At 61.2% G+C, this 20,818-nt stretch carries 19 protein-coding genes; 8 read left to right on the plus strand and 11 right to left on the minus strand.

Annotation, left to right across the window (positions count from 1 at the left end; all coding sequences use genetic code 11):
• Positions 1 to 73: 73 nt before the first annotated feature.
• From B3849_RS11560 to B3849_RS11575, 4 genes are all read right to left on the minus strand, one after another.
• Positions 74 to 1,309, minus strand: coding sequence for a multidrug effflux MFS transporter (locus B3849_RS11560; protein WP_278424556.1), 1,236 nt, complete (start codon positions 1,307 to 1,309; stop codon positions 74 to 76).
• A 90-nt stretch (positions 1,310 to 1,399) separates the two neighbouring features.
• Positions 1,400 to 1,882, minus strand: coding sequence for an adenylyltransferase/cytidyltransferase family protein (locus B3849_RS11565; RefSeq protein WP_286780150.1), 483 nt, complete (start codon positions 1,880 to 1,882; stop codon positions 1,400 to 1,402).
• A gap of 115 nt (positions 1,883 to 1,997) precedes the next feature.
• Positions 1,998 to 2,639, minus strand: a complete 642-nt coding sequence (locus B3849_RS11570) for a DsbA family oxidoreductase (RefSeq protein ID WP_037964336.1) — start codon at positions 2,637 to 2,639, stop codon at positions 1,998 to 2,000.
• Positions 2,636 to 4,150 carry a class I adenylate-forming enzyme family protein gene (locus B3849_RS11575; RefSeq protein ID WP_278424560.1) on the minus strand — a complete coding sequence of 505 codons (1,515 nt, stop codon included), beginning with the start codon at positions 4,148 to 4,150 and terminating at the stop codon, positions 2,636 to 2,638. Before B3849_RS11575 ends, B3849_RS11570 begins: the two co-directional genes overlap by 4 nt.
• A gap of 64 nt (positions 4,151 to 4,214) precedes the next feature.
• Between B3849_RS11575 and B3849_RS11580 the strand changes: the two genes are divergently transcribed.
• Complete coding sequence (locus B3849_RS11580; RefSeq protein ID WP_039912303.1) at positions 4,215 to 4,838, plus strand: helix-turn-helix domain-containing protein; 624 nt, start codon at positions 4,215 to 4,217, stop codon at positions 4,836 to 4,838.
• A gap of 91 nt (positions 4,839 to 4,929) precedes the next feature.
• On the opposite strand, the gene B3849_RS11585 is transcribed toward B3849_RS11580, so the two are convergent.
• Positions 4,930 to 6,648 carry an extracellular solute-binding protein gene (locus B3849_RS11585; protein ID WP_286780151.1) on the minus strand — a complete coding sequence of 573 codons (1,719 nt, stop codon included), beginning with the start codon at positions 6,646 to 6,648 and terminating at the stop codon, positions 4,930 to 4,932.
• A 423-nt stretch (positions 6,649 to 7,071) separates the two neighbouring features.
• Between B3849_RS11585 and B3849_RS11590 the strand changes: the two genes are divergently transcribed.
• Positions 7,072 to 7,845, plus strand: coding sequence for a 3-hydroxybutyrate dehydrogenase (locus B3849_RS11590; protein ID WP_278424580.1), 774 nt, complete (start codon positions 7,072 to 7,074; stop codon positions 7,843 to 7,845).
• Between the two features lie 54 nt (positions 7,846 to 7,899).
• On the plus strand, positions 7,900 to 8,931 hold the full coding sequence (locus tag B3849_RS11595) for a patatin-like phospholipase family protein (RefSeq protein ID WP_278424567.1): 1,032 nt from the start codon (positions 7,900 to 7,902) through the stop codon (positions 8,929 to 8,931).
• Here B3849_RS11595 and B3849_RS11600 read toward each other — a convergent pair.
• The 4 genes from B3849_RS11600 to B3849_RS11615 form a co-directional block, all read right to left on the minus strand.
• Positions 8,924 to 9,670: a DUF502 domain-containing protein gene (locus B3849_RS11600; RefSeq protein ID WP_278374681.1), complete on the minus strand. Its 747-nt coding sequence runs from the start codon at positions 9,668 to 9,670 to the stop codon at positions 8,924 to 8,926. The genes B3849_RS11595 and B3849_RS11600 overlap by 8 nt on opposite strands.
• An 86-nt stretch (positions 9,671 to 9,756) precedes the next feature.
• The gene (locus B3849_RS11605; protein ID WP_286780152.1) at positions 9,757 to 10,671 is read right to left on the minus strand and encodes a pseudouridine-5'-phosphate glycosidase; all 915 of its coding nucleotides are present in this window, start codon (positions 10,669 to 10,671) and stop codon (positions 9,757 to 9,759) included.
• Complete coding sequence (locus B3849_RS11610; protein ID WP_037944378.1) at positions 10,668 to 11,552, minus strand: PfkB family carbohydrate kinase; 885 nt, start codon at positions 11,550 to 11,552, stop codon at positions 10,668 to 10,670. The genes B3849_RS11605 and B3849_RS11610 overlap by 4 nt, the downstream gene beginning before the upstream one ends.
• A 57-nt stretch (positions 11,553 to 11,609) precedes the next feature.
• Positions 11,610 to 12,425 (minus strand): DUF4198 domain-containing protein, encoded by an 816-nt coding sequence (locus B3849_RS11615; RefSeq protein ID WP_278424572.1) that lies wholly within the window; start codon positions 12,423 to 12,425, stop codon positions 11,610 to 11,612.
• Between B3849_RS11615 and B3849_RS11620 the strand changes: the two genes are divergently transcribed.
• Entirely contained in the window at positions 12,424 to 13,749 is a 1,326-nt protein-coding gene (locus tag B3849_RS11620; protein ID WP_278424573.1) for a HupE/UreJ family protein, read from the plus strand. The genes B3849_RS11615 and B3849_RS11620 overlap by 2 nt on opposite strands.
• Before the next feature lie 16 nt (positions 13,750 to 13,765).
• On the opposite strand, the gene B3849_RS11625 is transcribed toward B3849_RS11620, so the two are convergent.
• Positions 13,766 to 14,386 carry a thiamine phosphate synthase gene (locus B3849_RS11625; RefSeq protein WP_009824730.1) on the minus strand — a complete coding sequence of 207 codons (621 nt, stop codon included), beginning with the start codon at positions 14,384 to 14,386 and terminating at the stop codon, positions 13,766 to 13,768.
• Positions 14,387 to 14,542: 156 nt separating this feature from the next.
• On the opposite strand from B3849_RS11625, the gene B3849_RS11630 reads away from it, so the two are divergent.
• The 4 genes from B3849_RS11630 to B3849_RS11645 all read left to right on the plus strand — a co-directional run bounded on the left by B3849_RS11630 (position 14,543) and on the right by B3849_RS11645 (position 18,461).
• Positions 14,543 to 15,295, plus strand: a complete 753-nt coding sequence (locus B3849_RS11630) for an RNA methyltransferase (RefSeq protein WP_037944374.1) — start codon at positions 14,543 to 14,545, stop codon at positions 15,293 to 15,295.
• Positions 15,296 to 15,350: 55 nt separating this feature from the next.
• Complete coding sequence (gene ctaA / locus B3849_RS11635) at positions 15,351 to 16,502, plus strand: heme A synthase (RefSeq protein WP_278424574.1); 1,152 nt, start codon at positions 15,351 to 15,353, stop codon at positions 16,500 to 16,502.
• A complete protein-coding gene (locus B3849_RS11640; RefSeq protein ID WP_278424575.1) occupies positions 16,502 to 17,977 on the plus strand; it encodes a carboxypeptidase M32 in 1,476 nt (491 codons plus the stop codon). The genes ctaA and B3849_RS11640 overlap by 1 nt, the downstream gene beginning before the upstream one ends.
• A 142-nt stretch (positions 17,978 to 18,119) precedes the next feature.
• Complete coding sequence (locus B3849_RS11645) at positions 18,120 to 18,461, plus strand: hypothetical protein (protein ID WP_037944371.1); 342 nt, start codon at positions 18,120 to 18,122, stop codon at positions 18,459 to 18,461.
• A gap of 140 nt (positions 18,462 to 18,601) precedes the next feature.
• Here the strand turns inward: B3849_RS11645 and B3849_RS11650 are convergent.
• Positions 18,602 to 20,818, minus strand: a 2,217-nt coding sequence (locus B3849_RS11650; RefSeq protein ID WP_286780153.1) for a DNA gyrase subunit A, incomplete at its 5' end; no start/stop codon positions are given.

A 20,818-nucleotide genomic window follows, 5' to 3' on the forward strand; every position in this document is an offset into this window, starting at 1 on the left:
GCTTCCAAATGGCTCTAAATCCTCGCCCCAAGGGCGAAACCGGCACCGCCAGCCACCACGTGGTCGCTCAGCCCTATTCCGCGGGGTCTGCTGCCGCCTGCCGGTTGACCCGCGCCAGAAGCAGCATCAGCGCAAAGGCGAGTGTCGCCAGCGTCAGTACCGCGCCGATCAGCGGGGTGATCGTGCCGTTGAACATCAACCCGATGGGCGAGGCGAGCATGGCAGCCATCACCGTCGACACCGCCCCGATGACCGACGCCGCCATGCCGGCGATATGGCCCAAAGGCTCCATCGCCAGCGCGTTGAGGTTGCCCATCACCAGCCCCACCTGAAAGAACAGCGACGCCTGCCACATCAGGAAAAAGACAAAGCCATAGGGCTCGGGCAGATCGCCCAGACCAAGACCCAGCATCAGGCCCGACAATACGATCTGCAGGCCAAGCGCAAGGATCACGATCCGCTGCATCCCCAGCCGGACGACCAGCAGCGCGTTCAGCAGGCTGGACGTCCCCGAGATCAGCGCCGCGACGCCAAACCAGAAGGGGAAGCTCTCGGCGCGGTCATAGACTTGGTCGTAAATGGGTTGCACCAGCATCAGTGTCGAGAACAAGAACCCCATCACCAGCGTCTGCACCGTGATCGACAGACACACCATCGGGTTGCTGAATATCTCTTTCACCGCGTTCCACAGCAGGCCGATCTGCAAAGGTCGACGCTTGGGCTTGGGCAGGGTTTCGGGCAGGCGGAGCATGGCCCAGACCACACAGGTTGCCGAGAAAACGATGAACGACAAGAACACGCCACGCCAATCGGACAGGGCGATGATCACAGCCCCCATCGCAGGTGCAAAAGCGGGAACCACGACAAATATCATCATAACAAAAGACATGATCTTGGCCATCTGCCGGCCGGAATACAGATCGCGGATCACCGCAAGCGCCACGACCCGAGGGCCCGCAGCCCCCACACCCTGCACGACCCGCGCGATCAACATCACCTCAAGTGATTGGCTTAACCACGCCACCACAGCCCCCGAGATATAGATTGCAGACCCGAGGTAGATGATATTCTTGCGCCCGAAAGCATCCGACAGAGGGCCGGTGACAAAAGTGCCCATGCCCATGCCCAGGATAAAGGCGGTCACAATCAACGGGACTTTGGTCATATCCAAAGGCGACAGCTCTGCGCCGATCTCGGGCAGGGCAGGCAGCATTGCATCGGTCGAGAAAGCAATGATTGCAAACATCATCGCAATCAGCGCCACAAACTCGGGGCGGTTCATGTTGATGTCGGGGCGGTCGTCGGTCATCCATCGGCTCCATCGTGACGGTGGGCCGCAGGGCGCAGCCTATGGTGTTCATAAGGCTGCCTTACAGATAGTGCAATCGGCGTCGCGCCGTCAGCTGGCTTGGGCGCGCTGGCGCGGCTCTGTCTCGCGGGTGGTCACCGGCAAACGCAGTACCTGAACGATCTCGTCCAGTCCCGACACCGGCAGGGGAAGATGCGCGGGCAGGGCCAATACCGAGACGTTGTAATTCACGATATCGCTGCGCACCTGATCCCATGTCTCAAGCGGAATGACCCGCGAGACGTAGCGGCACCGCTCCAGCACCGCACGGCGGGCGGCAAAGCCGAGATGCGCCGGACGCCCCGCACGATGACAGAACTGTTCGCTCTGGCAGCCGACGACCAGATCGCTGCCCATACGGGCCAACTGCCGTAGCCAGTCGGCGTGACCGGTGTGGAAGCCGTCGAACCCGCCATAGGTCAGGATCGTCCGCGTCATTGGCGTGGAGGGTGTGAAGCTGGACGGGCGCGCCGCCGGTGAAACCACCGTCGCCCGCCCGCGTCCCATAAAGGGAAAGGGGATATCGTATTTCATGCTGCCCGCTCGATCTGGATAGGGGTCTTTGCCCCTTTATCCGATTGATTCTAGGCGGGTTTCAGCACAAAGGCAAAGCCTTTCTGCCCCATATCGCCAGTGCGGGCGCGTGGCCTCAGCCTTCGTTGCGCAGCTCGGCCAGAACTTTTTTCCAAAGCTCGGGCGGCTGCGCGCCCGGCACTGCGTGACGCCCGCCCACGATAAAGGTCGGGACGGAGTTGATGCCCATCTCGCGGCTGTGCGCGTCGCGTTTGCGGATGTCTTCCATATCCTCATCCGTCGCCAATAGACGCGTCACAACAGATGCATCCATCTCGATCCCGTCGGCAATATCGGCGAGCACCTCGGCATCGCCAATATCGCGCGCATCAACAAAATAGGCTTTGAACAACGCCGATACCGCAGCGGTTTGGCGCCCTTCGATCCCGGCCCAGTGGATCAACCGATGGGCATTCAGCGTGTTGGGGGTGCGCTGCATCGCCTCGAAGTTGATCTTGAGACCGGCTTTCTCGGCATGTTCCACCACCGGGGCATAGGCCCGCACCGCACCTTCCTTGCCGCCGAACTTGCCTTCCAGATAGGCACGGCGGTCCATCCCGTCGGCAGGCATGTCGGGGTTAAGCTGGAACGGGTGCCATTCGATCGCGAAAGGGTGGTCCGGCTCGCTTTCCAGTGCGCGGTCCAGATGGGCCTTGCCGATATAGCACCAAGGGCAAATCGGGTCGGACATGATATCAAGCTTGATCGTCTGGGTCATCGTTGTGCCTCATAGGCTGCACGCAAGGACCGGCGCAGCAGTTTGCCATTCGCGCCCATCGGCAGCTCTGGCAGGTGGATGAAAAGACGCGGCTGCTTGTAGCGCGCCATGTTGTCTTGTGCATAAAGGGCCAGCGCGGCCTCGTCCAGCGGGCTGTCGGCGGTATAGAAGGCCGCGATCACGGTCACGTCGGGTTTAACCTCGACCTCCGCCGCGCCGACCGCATGGATGCCGGGGAATTTGGCGAGGGTTTGTTCCACCTCGATCGGCGAGACGCGGAACCCGCCTGCGTTCATCATATCGTCATTGCGCCCAAGATAGGTGATCTGCCCATCGGTGCCCATGACGCCTTGGTCGCCGGTCAGGAACCAGTCCCCCTGATATTTCTGGGCCGTTTGATCCGGCGCGCCAAGATAGCCGAGCATCAGCCCCGGGTCGCTCTTGTGGATCGCGATGGTGCCTTCCTGGCCGATCTCTACCGGGCCTTCCGTCCCGATCAACGCGATGCGACGCCCGTCCTGAGGCTGGCCCAATGTGCCGGCCCGCGCCGGACGGTCGGGAGAGGCGGAGAGGAAGGTCGAACACTCCGACATACCGTAGGCCTCGAAGATCGGCGTGCCGCTGGCAGCCTGCCACGCGCGGGCAACGGCCGAGGGCAGCTTTTCCCCCGCGCTCAACCCGTGGCGCAGGCTTGGCACGTTGATCCGGTCGTGGTGTTTCAGGATCTGACGGTACACCCCCGGAGCGGCTGCAAAAAGGCTCGCCTCATGCCGCGCCATCAAGGCAGGTAAATCCGCAGGTGCCACGCCCGCAGCCGGGATCAAGGCGGTGGCACCGGCGGTCCAGGGGTCCATCAGGCCGGTCCCCAGCGTATAGGTCCAATTGAACGCGCCTGCATGCATGACCCGATCCTCGGGCTTCAGGTCATACCATCCGCGCACCATCATCTGTCGCGCCCAGATGGCGCGATGTGCATGCATCACCGCGCTCGGCCGGCCCGACGTGCCAGAGGTATAGATGATATAGCCCAGCCGGTCGGGGTCTCCCATATGCCAGGGGGCCGCGGGCAAATCGCGCATGGACCTGAGCTGGGCCAGATCAACGGTGGTGTCATTCGGCGGACAGGGCACGGCGGGATCGCGCAAGACCGACTTGGGCGCGAGGGTGGCGATGATCGCGGCAACCTCCGGCTCTGTCAGTGCGGCGGCGGTGGGGACAGGCACCAAGCCTGCGGCCAGCGCGCCCAGATAGGCCAGCGGGAAATCCACAGTATTGCCAAGGCGCATCAGCACGATGTCCCCCGGGCGCAGCCCGATGCCCAGCAACCCCGTCGCGGTGCCGCGCACGGCGGCCTCAAGCTGGTCGAAACGCCACGCCTCAACGCGATCGGGCCCAACAATGGCAAGCGCCGTCTTGTCGCCCAAATCGGCGGCGCGACCCAGAACATGGGCGGCAAGATTGAACGGGGCGGGGCAAGGCGCAAAGCCGGTGGACGCAGAGACGGACAGCATGCCCAATCGCTACCCCGCGCGCAGCAGCGTTGCAAGCGCTCCGGCGCGACGCTATAGCCAGCGCATGACGCAAGACGGCCCGAAATCCATGATCCAGATCGCCCGCGAAAGCGGCGAGACGGAAACCGCCCCGCCTGTTGATCTGGGGGCGCGCGTGCGCGAGCTGCGCAAGGCGCGCAACTGGACGCTGGAGCAAGCCGCCAATCAGGCCGGACTGGCCCGCTCCACGCTCAGCAAGATCGAGAACGGCCAGATGTCGCCCACCTATGAGGCGCTGAAAAAGCTCGCCGTGGGGTTGGAAATCTCGGTGCCACAGCTCTTTACGCCCCCCTCGGCGGGGCAGATCAACGGGCGCATGGCAGTCACCAAATCGGGCGAGGGGGCGGCCAAGGCGACGACCACCTACGAGCACACGATGCTGGCCGATACGCTGCGCAAAAAGCAGATGCTTCCCTACCGCGCGCGTATCCGTGCCCGCCGGATGGATGAGTTCGACGGCTGGGTGCGCCACGACGGGGAAGAGTTCCTTTACGTGCTGACCGGCGTCATCACCCTATACACCGAATTTTACGAACCCGTCGAAATGCGCCGCGGCGACAGCGCCTATTATGATGCGACGATGGGGCATAACGTCGTCTCTACCAGCGATGAGGACGCCACCATCCTTTGGGTCACATCGCTCACCTAACCGACAGGCCCGCGCTTCATTTTGCCAAATAAACTCTCCCCGAAGGGCCGCTACGCCGCAGGCACCGGCCCCTGATACCTATACGCGTCTCTTACTGGGCCGGTTCAATCCACCAGACCTCGGGCATATAGTTCGGCCCGTCGCCATACAGCGGCACGTGGGAGGGGTATTTCATCGCTGCGACATGCGCGATGCGGTCTTCAGTGAACTGCCAGAACGGGATGACATAGCGCCCGGCGGTCAGCACGCGATCCAGCGCGCGCGTGGCGGCGGTGAAATCCTCGGCGCTGCTGGCCCCGACCATCGTATCGATCATCGCGTCAATGGCAGGGGATTTCACCCCCATCAGGTTGCGGCTGCCTTCCTGATCGGCTGCCTCCGACCCCCAGTAATAGCGTTGTTCGTTGCCCGGGCTCAGCGAGAGGGCGCGGCGGAAGATGGCCATGTCAAAGTCGAAGGCCGCGTTACGCGCGACGAATTGCGCATCATCCACAGCGTCCACGCGGGCGGTGATGCCCAGACGGGCCAGCGCCTGGATATAAAGCTCGGCAATGGCGATATTCTCGCTGCTGCCTTTGGACAGCAGGATGCTGAACGACAAGGGCTGCCCGTCAGGCCCCCGCATGGTGCCGCCGTCGGCGCTGAATCCCGCGTCGGCCAGCGCGCCCATGGCGCGGCGGATGCCCGCGCGGTTGCGGGCGGACCCGTCGGACACGGGCAGCGCATAGCCGTCAAGCGCGCCGGCGGGCAGATCATCAGCAAAGGGGGTCAACAACTCGGCCACACGGCCGGTGGCGGGGCCGTCTTGCATCGCCAGCGGGGAGTTCGAGAAATAAGAAGTAATGCGCGGTTGCGCCCCGCCGGTCAGCGTCTCGTTGATATACTCGAAGTTAAAGGCCGCGATCAGCGCCTCGCGCACACGGATGTCGTCAAAGGGCGCGCGGCGGGTGTTCATGACCAATCCGGTCATGCCCGAGGGTTTGCTATGGGCGAAGGTGGATTTGACCACATCACCGCGCTGCACGGCGGGGAAGTCATATTGCGTCGCCCAGCTTTCGGCGTTGAATTCGCGCAGGGCGGAAATCTCTCCGGCCTTGAACGCCTCGAACAGCACATTCGCGTCGCCATAAAAGTCGAGCTTTATCTCGTCGATGTTATGGGTGCCTTTGCGAAACGGCACATCCTTGCCCCAGTAGTCAGGGTTGCGCGTCAGGGTGACCTGTTTGCCCGCCTTATAATCGCTGACCACATATGGGCCGGAGCCGAGCGGTATCTCCGCCAGCGGGGCATTGGCGAAATCGCGGCCCTCCCATTGCGCCTTGCTCAGGATCGGGCGCATCCCTGCCAGCAGTGCCAGCTCTCGGTTGTCGGTGTTGAACACCATCTTAACGCTGCGCGGACCGGTCTGGGTGATGCTGTCGATCTGGGCATAAAGCCCGTGGTAGCGCGGGTGCCCCTCAGTGCCGAGCATGTCGTAGCTAAAGATCACATCTTCGGGGGTGACCGGACTGCCATCGGAGAAACGCGCCTCGGGTCGCAGGGTGAATTCGACCCAGGACCGGTCCTCCGGGACCTCAATCGATTCGGCCAAAAGCCCGTAAAGCGCGAAAGGTTCATCCCACGAACGGCCCATCAGGCTTTCATGGGTAAAGAACGGCAACTGCCACGGAGAGGTGCCCTTGCGCACGAAGGGATTGAGGCTGTCAAACCCGCCGGTGTTGCCCAGAACGATCGCGCCGCCTTGGGGTGCGTCCGGGTTGGCATAGGGCAGCGACACAAAATCAGGTGGGAGAGCAGGGTCCCCATACATAGATATACCATGTGCGGGCTCGGCGCGGGCGAATCCACTGAGAAGAATCAGTGAAGAAACAGCTGCAACTGCCCGACAGCTTTGGAAAAATTTAAACGCCATTTTAGCAACAATCCCGCTCTGCCCTTGTTTTATTAGCGTATTCCTTAGCGATGCGGCGGCTACAGTTCAAACTTTAAGCTTGAATTACGGCGGCGAATTGCGTATAACGAACTCACTGCTCGATAGGTTTCTTGCCTGTATGAAACCTGCCTCAATAACTTAACGTCCGCTTCGTGCGGACGTTTTTTTTTGCCCGTGATCCGGCATATGTCCGGGCAGCAGGGGCATTCCGCCGGGGCGCGGAATTAGCCGTTTCCATTCGTTTCGCAGCCCGCCATGATGCACCTGCAGAAACGCTAGGAGATTTTCATGGCTTACAGCATCGAACTTTCAGGAAAAACAGCAGTCATCACGGGGTCCAATTCCGGTATTGGGCTTGGCATTGCCTGGGCATTGGCGCGGGCAGGGGCGGATGTTGTGCTGAACTCCTTTACCGACCGCGACGAAGACCACGCTATTGCGAAAGACATCGCCACCGAAACCGGCGTGACCGCGCGCTATATCAAGGCGGATATGTCGAAAGCCGAAGAATGCCGCCAGCTGATCACCGATGCAGGGCGCTGCGATATTCTGGTGAATAACGCGGGCATCCAGCATGTCGCGCCGATCCCCAGCTTCCCGACCGAGAAATGGGACGCGATCATCGCCATCAACCTCAGTTCTGCGTTTCACACCACGGCGGTGGCTCTGCCAATGATGCGCGAGGCGGGCTGGGGCCGCGTGATCAACGTCGCTTCGGCGCACGGGCTGACGGCCTCACCCTATAAATCCGCCTATATTGCGGCCAAGCACGGGATCGTAGGGCTGTCCAAAACCACCGCCCTGGAAACGGCCGAAGACCCGATCACCTGCAATGCCATCTGCCCGGGCTATGTGCTGACCGATATCGTGGAAAAGCAGATCCCTGACACGATGAAAGAATACGACATGTCGCGCGAAGAGGTGATCAAGAACGTCATGCTCAAGCGTCAACCGTCGAAAGAATTCGCCACGGTCGAACAACTGGGCGGCACCGCGACTTTCCTATGTTCCGAGGCGGGGGACCAGATCACCGGTACAACGATCAGCGTCGATGGTGGCTGGACCGCCTTGTGATATAACACGCGGGCGCGGGGATACCTCGCGCGCGCCGATTGGCGGAGCGTCTAGATGCAGAAAAAACAGATCAACCTTGCCCTACAGGGCGGCGGCGCGCATGGGGCTTACACCTGGGGCGTGCTTGACCGGCTGCTGGAAGAGCCAGAGCTTGAGATCAGCGGTATTTCCGGCACATCGGCTGGCGCGCTGAACGGCGCTGCGTTGAAGGCGGGGCTGATCAAGGGCGGGCATCAGGCCGCGCGCGATAATCTGGATTGGCTGTGGGACAGGGTCGCCGGTGTCAGGAACCTGCATCTGAACGGCTGGATGGCCCCCTTTGGCGTCGGTGCGCTTAGTCAGGCGATGGCCTATAGCTGGCCGGTCATGCTCAGCACGGCGATGACGCAGATCGTGTCGCCCTATGTCTACGGCCCGCTCTATCGCAACCCGCTGCGCGATATTGTCGAGACGTTTGATTACGAACATATCTGCCAAGCGGCGGGACCACGGCTGTTTGTCAGCGCGACCAAAGTGCGCGACGGCAAGATCCGCGTCTTCGAGAAAGAAGAGATCACGCCGGACGCGATCCTCGCCTCTGCCTGTCTGCCGACGCTGTTTCAGGCGATCGAGATGGAGGATCCGAAATCGGGCCGGCGCGAGGCGTTCTGGGACGGGGGCTATACCGGCAATCCGGCGCTTTTCCCGCTGTATTCCTCGGACCTGCCGGGGGACATCGTCATCATCAATATCAACCCGCTTGAACGGGACGAACTGCCCACCACGCCGCAGATGATCCACAATCGAGTGAATGAAATCAGCTTTAATTCCAGCCTGTTACGCGAACTTCGTGCGATCCACTTTGTGCAGAACCTGCTGGATCAGGGACGTGTCGAGGAAGGTCAGATGCAGCGGTTGCGGATTCACATGATCGCTGATGATGATCTGATGTCACAGCTGTCCACCGCTACCAAAAGCGTGCCGAACGGGGCGGTGATCACCGCGCTTAAATCCGCGGGCCGCACCTCGGCCGAGCGGTTTCTGCAAACCGATATCGACAGCGTAGGCAAGTGCAGTTCAGTCGATCTGCGCAAGATGTTCAGCTAGGGGAAATGCGGTCAGGCCGCGGGGTCGCGGATGGGTCCACCGGCACGGGTTTCTTCGGCGGATAGACCAGACCGGCAGAGATCACCAGCTTGGCCGCGTCCTCGACCGACATGTCGAGCTCGGTCACATCCTTTTGCGGCACGAACAACAAAAAGCCCGAGGTCGGGTTGGGCGTGGTCGGCACAAACACCCCCACAAGGTTCGACCCTTCACCCCCTGCGGCGGCGACCTCTCCCTTTGCGGGGATAGAGATAAAACCAAGCGCCCATATACCTTTACGCGGGTATTCAATCATGCAGGCGGTTTCAAAGCTGCGCTCTGACTGGGCGAAAATCGTCTCCGAAATCTGCTTGATGCCGGAATAGATGGTCCGCACCACAGGTGTACGCTCTACCAGACTTTCGGCGAAACGGATGAACGACCGGCCGATGATGCCCTTGGCCAGCCAACCGACGATGACCGTGAACAGCAAGAAGATGATCACACCGATGCCGCGCACGTTGATCTGGGCAGACGGGTCCAACCCGAAATACGTCTGGATCAGCCGATCAGGGTGATAGGCCAGCGGGACCATCGGCAGCACGATCCCGTCGATCCAGCCGATTACGGTCCAGATTAGCCAGATCGTGAGGCCGACCGGCGCAATCACCACCAGCCCCGTCAGGAACGAAGCCCTGATCCGCGCGAACAAAGTCCGGCGCGGTGCGGGAGGAAGGGGCGGCGTAAACGGTGTGTTCATGAATGAAGGTTATCCCACTGCAGCAATGCGTTAGAGCTAGGGCGTTTCACGCGTTGCTACAATGGAGGACGCATAATAATTAAGCTTTATGCGTCTTTTGACATAAGTGCAGCCGCAATTTTGGACGCAAAACGGGCGTTGTTGCGCACCAATGCGATGTTCGCGGTCAGCGACCGGCCTTCGGTCAGTTCGAAGATGCGCTGCAACAGATAGGGGGTCACGGCCTTACCGCTGATGCCGTGGGTATTGGCATCAGCTTGGGCGGCCTTGATGATGGGTGCCAGATCAGCGGCGGCGATTTCATCCTCTTTCGGGATCGGGTTGGCGACCAGCTGCCCCCCGGGCAGACCCATGTGGCCGCGCATTTTATGGGCGGCGGCGATATCAGTCGCGTTATCCATGCGCAGGGGCGATTTCAGCGGGGAGGTGCTGCTCCAGAAGGCGGGGAAGCTGTCTTGGCCGACGGTGATCACCGGCACGCCTTGGGTTTCCAGCACCTCGAGCGTTTTGGCCACATCCAGAATGGCCTTGGCCCCCGCGGCGACAACGGTCACGGGCGTTTGGGCAAGTTCCATCAGGTCGGCAGAGATATCAAAGCTGTCTTCTGCGCCCTTATGCACGCCGCCGATACCGCCGGTGGCGAAAACCGCGATCTCGGCCAGATGGGCGGCGATCATTGTCGCGGCAACCGTTGTGGCGCCGGTGCCGCCCGTGGCGATGCAGGCCGCCATATCGGCACGCGACAGTTTGGAGACATTCTTGGCTTGCGCCAATGCTGACAGCTCGTCGTCCTCGAGCCCGATGTGCAACCGTCCGTTGATCACAGCGATGGTGGCGGGGATCGCACCGGCCTCACGCACATCCGCCTCGACCTGACGCGCGACCTCTAGGTTTTGCGGATAGGGCATCCCGTGGGTGATGATCGTGCTTTCCAGCGCAACAACGGGGGTGCCATTCGCATGGGCTTTGGCGACTTCGGCAGAGCGGTGCAGGGGAATCATATTTTGGTCTCTCCAGAAACATATTGGGCAGCGGCACTAAGCGCTTGGGTCAGGGCCGCGTCTGGTGCCGCCCCTTTGATTTCAGCCGCGATATGGGCGGCCATGAACGTATCACCGGCACCGGTGACGCGGGTGACAGAGACGGGCGGCGGGTTCTGGGTTATCAGACCACTTGGCGCACCCACCGTCGCGGGATTGCCGCCATCGGTGACCACCGCGCGCACGGCACCGCGCGACAGCAGCGCCGTGGCCGCATCGCGCGAATTGTCGAATGTCGCCTGACACAGCAGACCCGCTTCTTCGAGATTGACGTAAAGCGTACCGCGTTCCGCCTGCAAAAACGGTGTGAGCCGTTGCGCCTTGCCCGGCGACGCAGGAGCGACGCGCAGATCAGCATGCTCAAGCAGCGGGCTACGCGCCATTTGCGATAGCAGGTCCAGCGTCAGGTTGCCATCCAACGCAACGGCCCCGCGGTAGGGGGTGGGCAGCGATCCGTCTTCGAACGGGCGCAAGATTTTATCGCCCGCAGCCTCAAGCGAATGGGCATCGGCAATGGCGGCGATCAGGCCGTTGGTGCCCTCGACCGCCATATAGCGGTCCGTGGGCAGATCATCCGAGCGGTACACATGATCCGTATGCAGCCCGCGCAGCTTGCACGCGGCAATCAGCTCGTCTCCTTCAGGGTCGCGGCCGACGGCGCTGATGAGGGCGGGGGACAGCCCAAAGCGGGCCAGCGCCATCGCGATATTCAGCGCAACGCCACCGGGCAGACGCGAGATGCGACCGGGCATATCAGAGCCTTGCCGCATGACCGTATCGCCACGGCCGATAATGTCCCAAAGCACGGAACCGATGCAGAGAATGTCAGGTGTATGTGTCATGCCGCCGGTATGGCCCAACCGATATGGCGGGCGCAAGGCGCGGCGGCGCGAAAAGGCCTATTCCGGCACGGCAAATGTCAGCGATGCCCAAAGGCTCTCCCATTGGGGGCTGGTGGGGGTGGTTTCCACGTCCGGGGCAGGGCGCAGCACCACGGCATCCACCAGATAGGTCATCCCCGCGGTAACCGGAAATTGGACGTGCCCCGCGTCATCCGTCCGGTATTTGGTCACGGTGACGTTCTTGTCCGCGTCGCGTTCATAGACTTCAACCTGCACATCGCGGCGCGGCTCTTGCTGGTAGGTCAGCGCGACCTCCATCTGCTGATCGGCCGCAAGCGTGTAGGGGTTGGTGAGCGCGACAAGTTCGGTTTCAAGCCCCAAGGCTTTGTCTTCACCTTGTCCGTCGCCGACCGCGATCAGCGCCTTGGAATAGCGGCTATAGCGTTCGCGCACCTTGTCTTGGGGGTAACCCTTCGAGCGGTGCTCGGCCAATGCCTGCATGAAATCCTTATGCACGGTAAATCCGACGAATGTTTGCCAGTCTTTATAGGTCAGCATTGTCGCCTTGGCCTGATGCGCGATGATTGCCAGCCCGTCCTGATCCGGCGCGGTCATCTTCAGCGCCGGGATATCGCCCATGCGCGCTGCGACCGGTGTGGTTTCCCCGTCAAAAGTCACGTCAAACCGTTCGGTGCTGTTCGGGAAATAGGCGAGGCGTGTGCCCTCGAACAACTGACCGTTGCGGATGTCGGTTGTTATTTCGGTGCCGGTCTGTACTTGATACGCGGGCGCGTCCAACCAGAATTCATGCGCAGTGACAGCCGAAGTTGGTAATAAGAATGATAGTACGAGTGCGAAACGGGACAGAAACATGACAACAACCTTTTATAAACTGATACTCAAGCTGGCCTATGCGCTGGTTTTGTCAAGTGGGATGGCAGGGCTCGCGCAGGCGCATGAAGTCGTGCCGACCATCGCCGACGTGCAAAGCAGCGACGGTCAGGTCACGCTTGATCTGCGCGTAAACCTAGAGGCGCTGATGTCCGGCATTGATCTGGATGCGGTAGCCGATACGAATGATGCCGAAAATGCCAGCGATTACGACAGCTTGCGTGCCTTGCCCGCCGATGAGGTCGCGGCCCGTGCGCCGGAATTGCTGGCCCAGTGGAACGCGCTACCGCTGCTGCGCGCCGATGGGGAGCCTGTGGCGCTGGAGGCAGTCGCGCTGACGCTTCCCGAAGATGTGAATCCAGAGCTGCCCCGCATCGCCGAATGGTCGCTGCAAGGCACGGTGCCGCAAGACACGCGCGGGCTGGTGGTGGCATGGCCCGATGGGTCGGGCGCGCTGGTCCTGCGCCAACAAGGGGTCGAAAACCCCTATACCGGTTATCTGGACGGTGGCGCGGAAAGCCCCGAAATTTTGCTTGCGGGCGGCGGACAGCAATCCGCGTGGGAGGCGTTTGCCAGCTATATTCCCGTCGGGTTTGACCACATCCTGCCCAAGGGGCTGGATCATATCCTGTTCGTGCTGGGGCTGTTTTTCCTGTCGACACATCTGCGCCCGCTGATCTGGCAGGTTACGGCGTTTACGGCAGCGCATACGGTGACATTGGCGCTTGGCGCGCTTGGCTGGGTGACTGTCCCCGGCAGCATTGTCGAGCCGCTGATCGCCGCCTCTATCGTCTATGTCGCGGTCGAGAATATCTTTCTTGCAGGGCTCAGCCCGTGGAGACCGCTGGTGATCTTTGGCTTTGGTCTGTTGCACGGGCTTGGTTTTGCCTCGGTGCTGGGGGAATTCGGCTTGCCGCAAGACCAGTTCATCCCTGCGCTCATCGGGTTCAACATCGGGGTAGAGATCGGGCAGCTCACCGTGATTGCCGTCATGTTCCTCTGTGTCTGGCAAGCGCTGCGGGTGATGCGCGGGCAGGGTGACCCGCGTGCGGCCAAGGGGCTTTATGTGGCGCTGACGGTGATTGCGCTGGCGCTGTGCATCGTGCCGATGCCCGCCGTGGCCGCGCTGCTGGAGGCACCGGTGCCGGTGTTCCTGATCCCGCTGGCGCTGGTCTTTACCGGGTGTTTCCTGTCGGTGCAGTTCCGTCAGGTCGCGGCACCCTACCGTCGCTTTGTCGCCATTCCGGCGTCGGTCGCGATTGCGGTCATCGGGGCCTATTGGTTCGTAGAGCGGGTGTTCCTGTAACACCCGCCCTGCGCGGTTACTTCATCGCGGCAATCAGATCAGCGAGCGCCTGCTGGGGTGTTTCGCTGGTCCAGATTTCATCCCCGATGCCGAAAAAGTCGGTAACGGGGGTGAGCGCGCGGATCAGATCGGTGTTGAGCCCGCCTTCGGCGACGACCGGCACTTCGATCACTTCGGACCACCACTGGAACAGGTCTTGTTCGGCGTGGGTGCCATCGTCCAGCAGGGACGCGTTCACCGGACCAAAGCTGATGTAATCCGCACCCGCTTCGCCTGCGGCCATGCCGTCGTGACGCGAGCCGTTGCAAAAGCTGCCGACAATGGCGTCATCGCCCAAGGTCTTGCGCGCATGACGCACGGAGCGCGCCGCATCCGACAGATGCACGCCATCAAGCCCGAGCCGTTCCGCCAGCAAAGTGTGATCCGCAATCACCAGCGCAATGTCACGCGCGTCGGTGACGCCCCGCAGCGCATCCGCCGCGCGCATCACGCGATCTTCGTCACGGGTGCTGAGCGCCAGACGCACGCAGGCCACGTCATGCGCATCCAGCACACGCGCCAGCTGGTCGGGAAAGCTGGAGAGTTCAAGCTCGGGCGGGGTAATCAGGTAAAGCTGCGGCTGTTCGGGCGTATCCATGGCTTGCTGTCCTTTGCATTATTGCGCGTCAATTAGCGGATCACGCGGGGAAAGAAAAACTTTTATGCCTTCGGCGAGGATTTTTTCCCATTTGGAAGGCGGATGCAGCGCCCCGTCGTTCTTGCGAGGTGCGCGCCGCGCGCGTATGAGGTGCCCATGAATGATACAGTAGAACACCCGCAGATCCCGGCCTTTGTGCTTGTGCGCCCGCAGATGGGCGAAAACATCGGTGCCGCCGCTCGGGCCATGTGGAACTTTGGCCTTGATCGCATGCGCATTGTCGCGCCGCGTGACGGCTGGCCGAACCCTTCGGCCGTTGCCATGGCATCTGGTGCGGGGCGGTTGCTGGATGAGGCGGTGATCTATGATGATGTCGCCGGCGCCGTGGGCGATGCTGCCTTTGTTTTTGCCACCACGGCGCGCGATCGAGATCTGACCAAGCCAGTTTATAGTCCTGAAGCGGCTATGGCCAAAGCCGCGCAGATGATCCGCGAGGGCCGCCGTGTCTCGGTGCTGTTCGGGCCGGAACGGGCAGGGCTTGAGAATGATGATATCAGCCGCGCGAATGCGATTGTCTCGGTCCCGGTAAACCCTGCCTTTGCCTCGCTTAACCTTGCGCAATGTGTGTTGCTGATGGGCTATGAGTGGATGCGTGCGCAGGGCGATGTCGTGGCCGAGCAGGTCGAGATGGCGGGCACCGACTGGGCCGACAACAGCGAGATCGAACATCTCGCACGGCATTTCGAGGACCGTCTGGACACCGCCGGCTTTTTCTACCCCGAGCACAAGGCCGCCAGCATGAAGATCAACCTGCGCAACATGTGGTCGCGCCTGCCGCTGACCCGTGCCGATGTGCAGACCTTGCACGGCACCCTGCGACAGATGGTACGTTGGAAAGAGCGCGGCTAGACCTTTGTGCGCTTGTGTCCTACTTCTGCACAAACCCTAGCAGACGAGAGGCACCATGGCCGAAAAACGAAAGCTGTTCGAGGACGTAGGCGAGGCGCAGGCCACGCGCCCCGTGGCACAGGCTGGCGGCATTGACCGCGGGCGGGGTGGGGCACGCCGTGGCATCCGTATCTGGCTGTTCATCCTATTCGCATTGGTCTTTGTGATGATCGCCGTAGGCGGTCTGACCCGATTGACCGACAGTGGCCTGAGCATCACCGAATGGAAGCCCTTTACCGGAGCCATGCCGCCGATGAACGAGGCGGACTGGCAGTCGGAATTCGCCAAATACCAAGAGATTGACGAGTTTCAGGTCCAGAACTCCTGGATGGAACTGTCTGATTTCAAAGCAATCTACTGGTGGGAATGGGGCCATCGGCAGTTGGGGCGGGTGGTTGGTCTGGTCTGGGCTGTCGGGTTCTTGTGGTTTCTCTTGCGTCGCCAGATCCCCGTTGGCTGGTCCGGGCGTTTGCTTGTGTTGGGCGGTCTTGGCGGTCTGCAGGGTGCGATCGGCTGGTGGATGGTGTCGTCGGGCGTCACCACCGGAGAGGCGGTTCTGGATGTCGCCAGCTACCGTTTGGCCACGCATCTGGGGCTTGCCTTTGTCATTCTTGGGTTCATCACCTGGTATGCGTTGCTATTGGGCCGAAGCGAGCGTGACCTGATGCAGGCACGACGCGCCAAGGAGGCGAAGCTTTTCGGCATGTCCACGGGCCTGTTGCATTTTGCCTTCCTGCAGATCCTGTTGGGCGCGCTGGTCGCAGGGATCGATGCGGGGCGGTTCTTTGTCGATTGGCCGTTGATGCAGGGGCAGTTCTTTCCGCCTGACGCCTTCAGCATCACGCCGGTCTGGCGCAACTTTTTTGAGAACCCCGGGCTGGTGCAGTTTATGCACCGCATGGCGGGCTATCTGCTGTTTGCCTTTGCGATCGTGGTCTGGCTGCGGGGCCGTAAATCGGCGCATCCCAATACGCGCAAAGCGTTCAACCTGATGATGATCGCGATGCTGGGGCAGATTGCCTTGGGCATTGTGACCGTGATCAACGCCGCACCGGTACATATCGCGATCTTCCATCAGGTGCTTGCCGTGGTGCTGTGGGTGCTGATCCTGCGCGCCCGCTTCCTGAGCGCCTATCCCATTCCGACATCTGTACGAGGAAAATCCTGATGAGTGCTTTTGATGAGCTGATGGCGTTCCAGCGCGAAACCGAGGCGCTGGCACAGGTCGCGGGCCGGTTGGGTTGGGATCAGGAGACCGTCATGCCACGCGGGGCCGCCCCGCAGCGTGGCGAGGAGATGGCGGCAATGGAAGGCGTGCTTCATGCGCGCCGTGTTGATCCGCGCATTCCCGAATGGCTGGACAGGATCGACGAATCGGCGCTGAACCCCGTCGGACAAGCGCAGCTGCGTGACATCCGTCGCAGTCACGCGCGCAGCTCTAAAGTGCCCGCCGCCCTTGCCGCGCGCATCGCTCGGGTCACCTCGGAGGCGCAGGGCATCTGGGCCGAGGCGCGCGCCGCCGATGATGTCGCGGCCTTTGCGCCAACCTTGGCCGATGTGATCGCGTTGAAGCGCGAAGAAGGGCAGGCGCTGGCTGCTGGCGGCGATGTCTATGACGCGATGCTGGATGATTATGAACCCGGTGCGCGTGCCGCCGAGCTGGAGGCGATGTTCGGCGCATTGCGCCCCGAACTAACGCGCCTGCGTGAAGCCGTGCGCGCCGCCGAAGCACCGCCGGTGCTAGAGGGCCGCTTTGACGCGGAGACCCAGATGAAGCTGACACGTCAGCTCGCCACCACGTTTGGCTATGATATGACCATGGGGCGTGTCGACAAGGCCGTGCATCCGTTCTCAAGCGGGTCGGGGCTTGATGTGCGGATCACCACACGCACCAACGAGCTGGACCCGTTCAACTGTTTCTATTCCACCATCCACGAGGTCGGACATGCCTGCTATGAGCAGGGCATCGACAAGGACTACCTTTTGACGCCGCTTGGGGCGGGGGTGTCTATGGGGGTGCACGAAAGTCAAAGCCGCATCTATGAAAACCAGCTTGGACGTAGCCGTGCCTTTACCGGCTGGCTCTACGGTCAGATGCGCGATGCCTTCGGTGATTTTGGCGTAGCGGATGAAGAAACCTTCTACCGCATCGTGAACCGTGTCTCTGACGGCTATATCCGGACCGAGGCCGACGAGCTGCAATACAATCTGCACGTGCTTTTGCGGTTTGATCTGGAACGTGCTTTGATGGCCGGTGATCTGCAGGTCGGTGATCTGGAAGCCGCGTGGAACGACAGGTTCGAGGCCGATTTCGGCTATGCGGTTGACCGGCCCTCGAACGGCGTGTTGCAGGATGTGCATTGGTCGGTCGGGTTGTTCGGCTATTTCCCGACATATTCCTTGGGCAACGTCTATGCCGGGTGCCTGAATACGGCGCTGCGCCGCGATGTACCGGAACTGGATGCGCAATTGGCGCAGGGCGATACTTCTGCGGCCACGGGCTGGCTGCGTGAGAATGTCCAACGCCACGGCGGGCTTTACGCTCCACGGGATCTGATCACGCGCGCCACCGGGGAGCAGCCGAGCGAGGCACCCTTGCTTTCTTATTTGACGGAGAAATTCAGCACTCTATATGCATTATAGTCTGGCCGAGCCCGAAAACGGTCGGTTGAATTGCATTTACTTGATCTGATGACCCTAGCGTCAATATCAAGTTTGCTATTGCGCCTGAAATATGCGATATGATGATCAAGATTTTTGACCTTCGCAAACTGGAGAAATTATTATGACACGCTTCACAGCATTCGCCGCCGCGCTTTTGATGACTGCCGGCGCAGCTTCCGCCCAAGTTACAACCCAAGCCGCTGTTGGTGGTGATTCCGGCGTTGCCGGCTACCCAACCACAGTTGTTGGCGAAAACGGCGTTACCTACGCTTGCCAAGCACCTACCGAAATCGATGGCATCATTGCGCGTCGTTGCATCGATCCAAGCGCCGCTGGTGGCGTTGGCTTTGAGGGCCTGAGCCCCGCCGCAGCCGGTGGTATCGCAGCGGTTATCGTTGCAGTTGCAGTTATCGCAAGCAACGATGACGACGCAAACGGCACAAACGGTTCCAACGGTACGTAAGCAATACAGATCTGACGATCTGAGAGTTTCGAAAACGCCCCCTCGGGGGCGTTTTTTTATGGGTTTCCAATCTTTAGCGCGCAAAGAAAAAAGCCGCCCACTCAGGAAGAGGGGCGGCTTTCAGCATTCTGTCAGGTGACTTACGCCTCAGGCGTTGCGATCTCGTCTTCGCCGGTTTCATCACCTTGGTCTGCAATCCAGGCAACGCTTACCACAACTTCGCCGCGGCCGGTGTCAAAGACTTTGACGCCACCGGCACTGCGCGACCGGAAGGAAATACCCTCTACCGGGACGCGAATCGATTGCCCTTTAGAGGTCGCGAGCATGATCTGATCATCCATCTCGACAGGGAAGGAGGCGACGATATCGCCACCGCGCATCGCTTTGTCCATCGCGGTCACACCTAGGCCCCCACGCCCGCGCACGGGATAGTCGTGGCTTGAGGACAGTTTGCCCGCGCCTTTTTCGGTGATTGTCAGCAGCAGGTTCTCGGCCGCGGACATTTCGGCGTAGCGCTCTTGCGAGAAATTCGGATCGGCGGGGGCTTCGTCTTCGTCGCCTTCCGCATCATCGGCCAGACCGGCCATCGCGCGGCGCATCTTGAGGTAGGCCGTCCGTTCTTCCGAGCTGGCGTCAAAGTGACGGATGATCGACATGGAGACGACCTTGTCATCGCCGTTCAGCTTGATCCCACGCACCCCGACAGAGGCGCGGCTGTTAAAGACGCGCACATCCGTCGCAGGGAAGCGGATCGCGCGGCCCGAATTGGTCACCAGCATGACATCATCGTCATTCGACGCGATGCGTGCGTTGATCAGCGTGGTGTCGGCGTGGTCGTCCTCGAACTTCATGGCGATCTTGCCGTTGCGCATGACGTTGGTGAAATCCGACAGCTTGTTCCGGCGCACGGTGCCCGCGGATGTCGCAAAGACCACCTGCAGATCGTCCCATTCTTTTTCGTCGCGGTCCACGGGCATAATCGCCGCAATGGAAACGCCGGTCGGGATGGGCAGGATATTGACGATCGCCTTGCCCTTTGACGTGCGCCCGCCTTGGGGCAAACGCCAGGTCTTGAGCTTGTAGACCATGCCGTCGGTCGTAAAGAACAGCAGTTGCGTGTGGGTATTGGCAACGAAGAGGGTGGTGACGACGTCCTCTTCCTTCGTTTGCATGCCCGAAACACCTTTGCCGCCGCGGCGTTGGCTGCGGAAATCGACCAGTGGGGTGCGTTTGATATAGCCGCCGGAGGTTACGGTCACGACCATATCCTCGCGCGCGATCAGGTCTTCGTCGTCCATGTCGCCGGACCAGTCGACGATCTCTGTGCGGCGCGGCACGGCAAACTGGTCTTTCACCTCGGCCAGCTCCTCCGAGATGATGCCCATGATCCGTTCGCGGCTGCCCAGAATTTCAAGGTATTCCTTGATCTTCTTGGCCAGTTCTTCCAGCTCGTCGGTGACCTCTTTCACCCCGATCTGTGTCAGACGCTGCAAACGCAGTTCCAGAATGGCGCGGGCCTGTGCTTCGGACAGGTTATAGGTGCCGTCGTCATTGGCGGTATGTGTCGGATCGTCGATCAGTGCGATATATTGCAGGATCTGTTCCGCGGGCCAACGGCGGGTCATCAGCTTTTCGCGCGCTTCAGCGGCATCGGCGGAGGACCGGATCGTCGCGACGACCTCGTCGATATTGGTAACGGCCACGGCCAGACCACACAGGATGTGGCTGCGTTCACGCGCCTTGCGCAGCAAATAGGCAGTGCGGCGGGCGACGACATCTTCGCGGAAATCGATGAAGGATGTCAGGAACTTGCGCAGGGTCAGCTGTTCGGGCCGGCCGCCGTTGAGCGCCAGCATGTTACAGCCGAAATAGGTCTGCATCGGGGTGAAACGGTAAAGCTGGTTCATCACCACTTCGGCGGTGGCGTCGCGCTTCAACTCGATCACAACCCGCACGCCGTTGCGGTCAGATTCATCCTGAACATGGGCGATGCCGTCGATCTTCTTCTCGCGCACCTGCTCGGCGATCTTTTCGATCATGGTGGATTTGTTCACCTGATAGCAGATCTCGTCGATGACGATGGCGAAACGGTCCTTACGAATCTCTTCGACACGAGTTTTGGCCCGCATGATCACACTGCCGCGCCCCTCAAGATAGGCTTTGCGCGCGCCCGAACGGCCCAACATGATCCCGCCGGTGGGGAAATCGGGGCCGGGGATGTATTCGATCAGCTCTTCCGAGGTCAGATCGGGGTTCTCGATCAGGGCCTGACAGGCGTCGATCACTTCGCCCAAGTTATGCGGCGGGATGTTGGTCGCCATACCAACGGCGATACCGCCCGCGCCATTGACCAGCAT

This window comes from Sulfitobacter sp. UBA4523, from assembly GCF_002388305.1.
Classification (GTDB): Bacteria; Pseudomonadota; Alphaproteobacteria; order Rhodobacterales; family Rhodobacteraceae; genus Sulfitobacter; species Sulfitobacter pontiacus.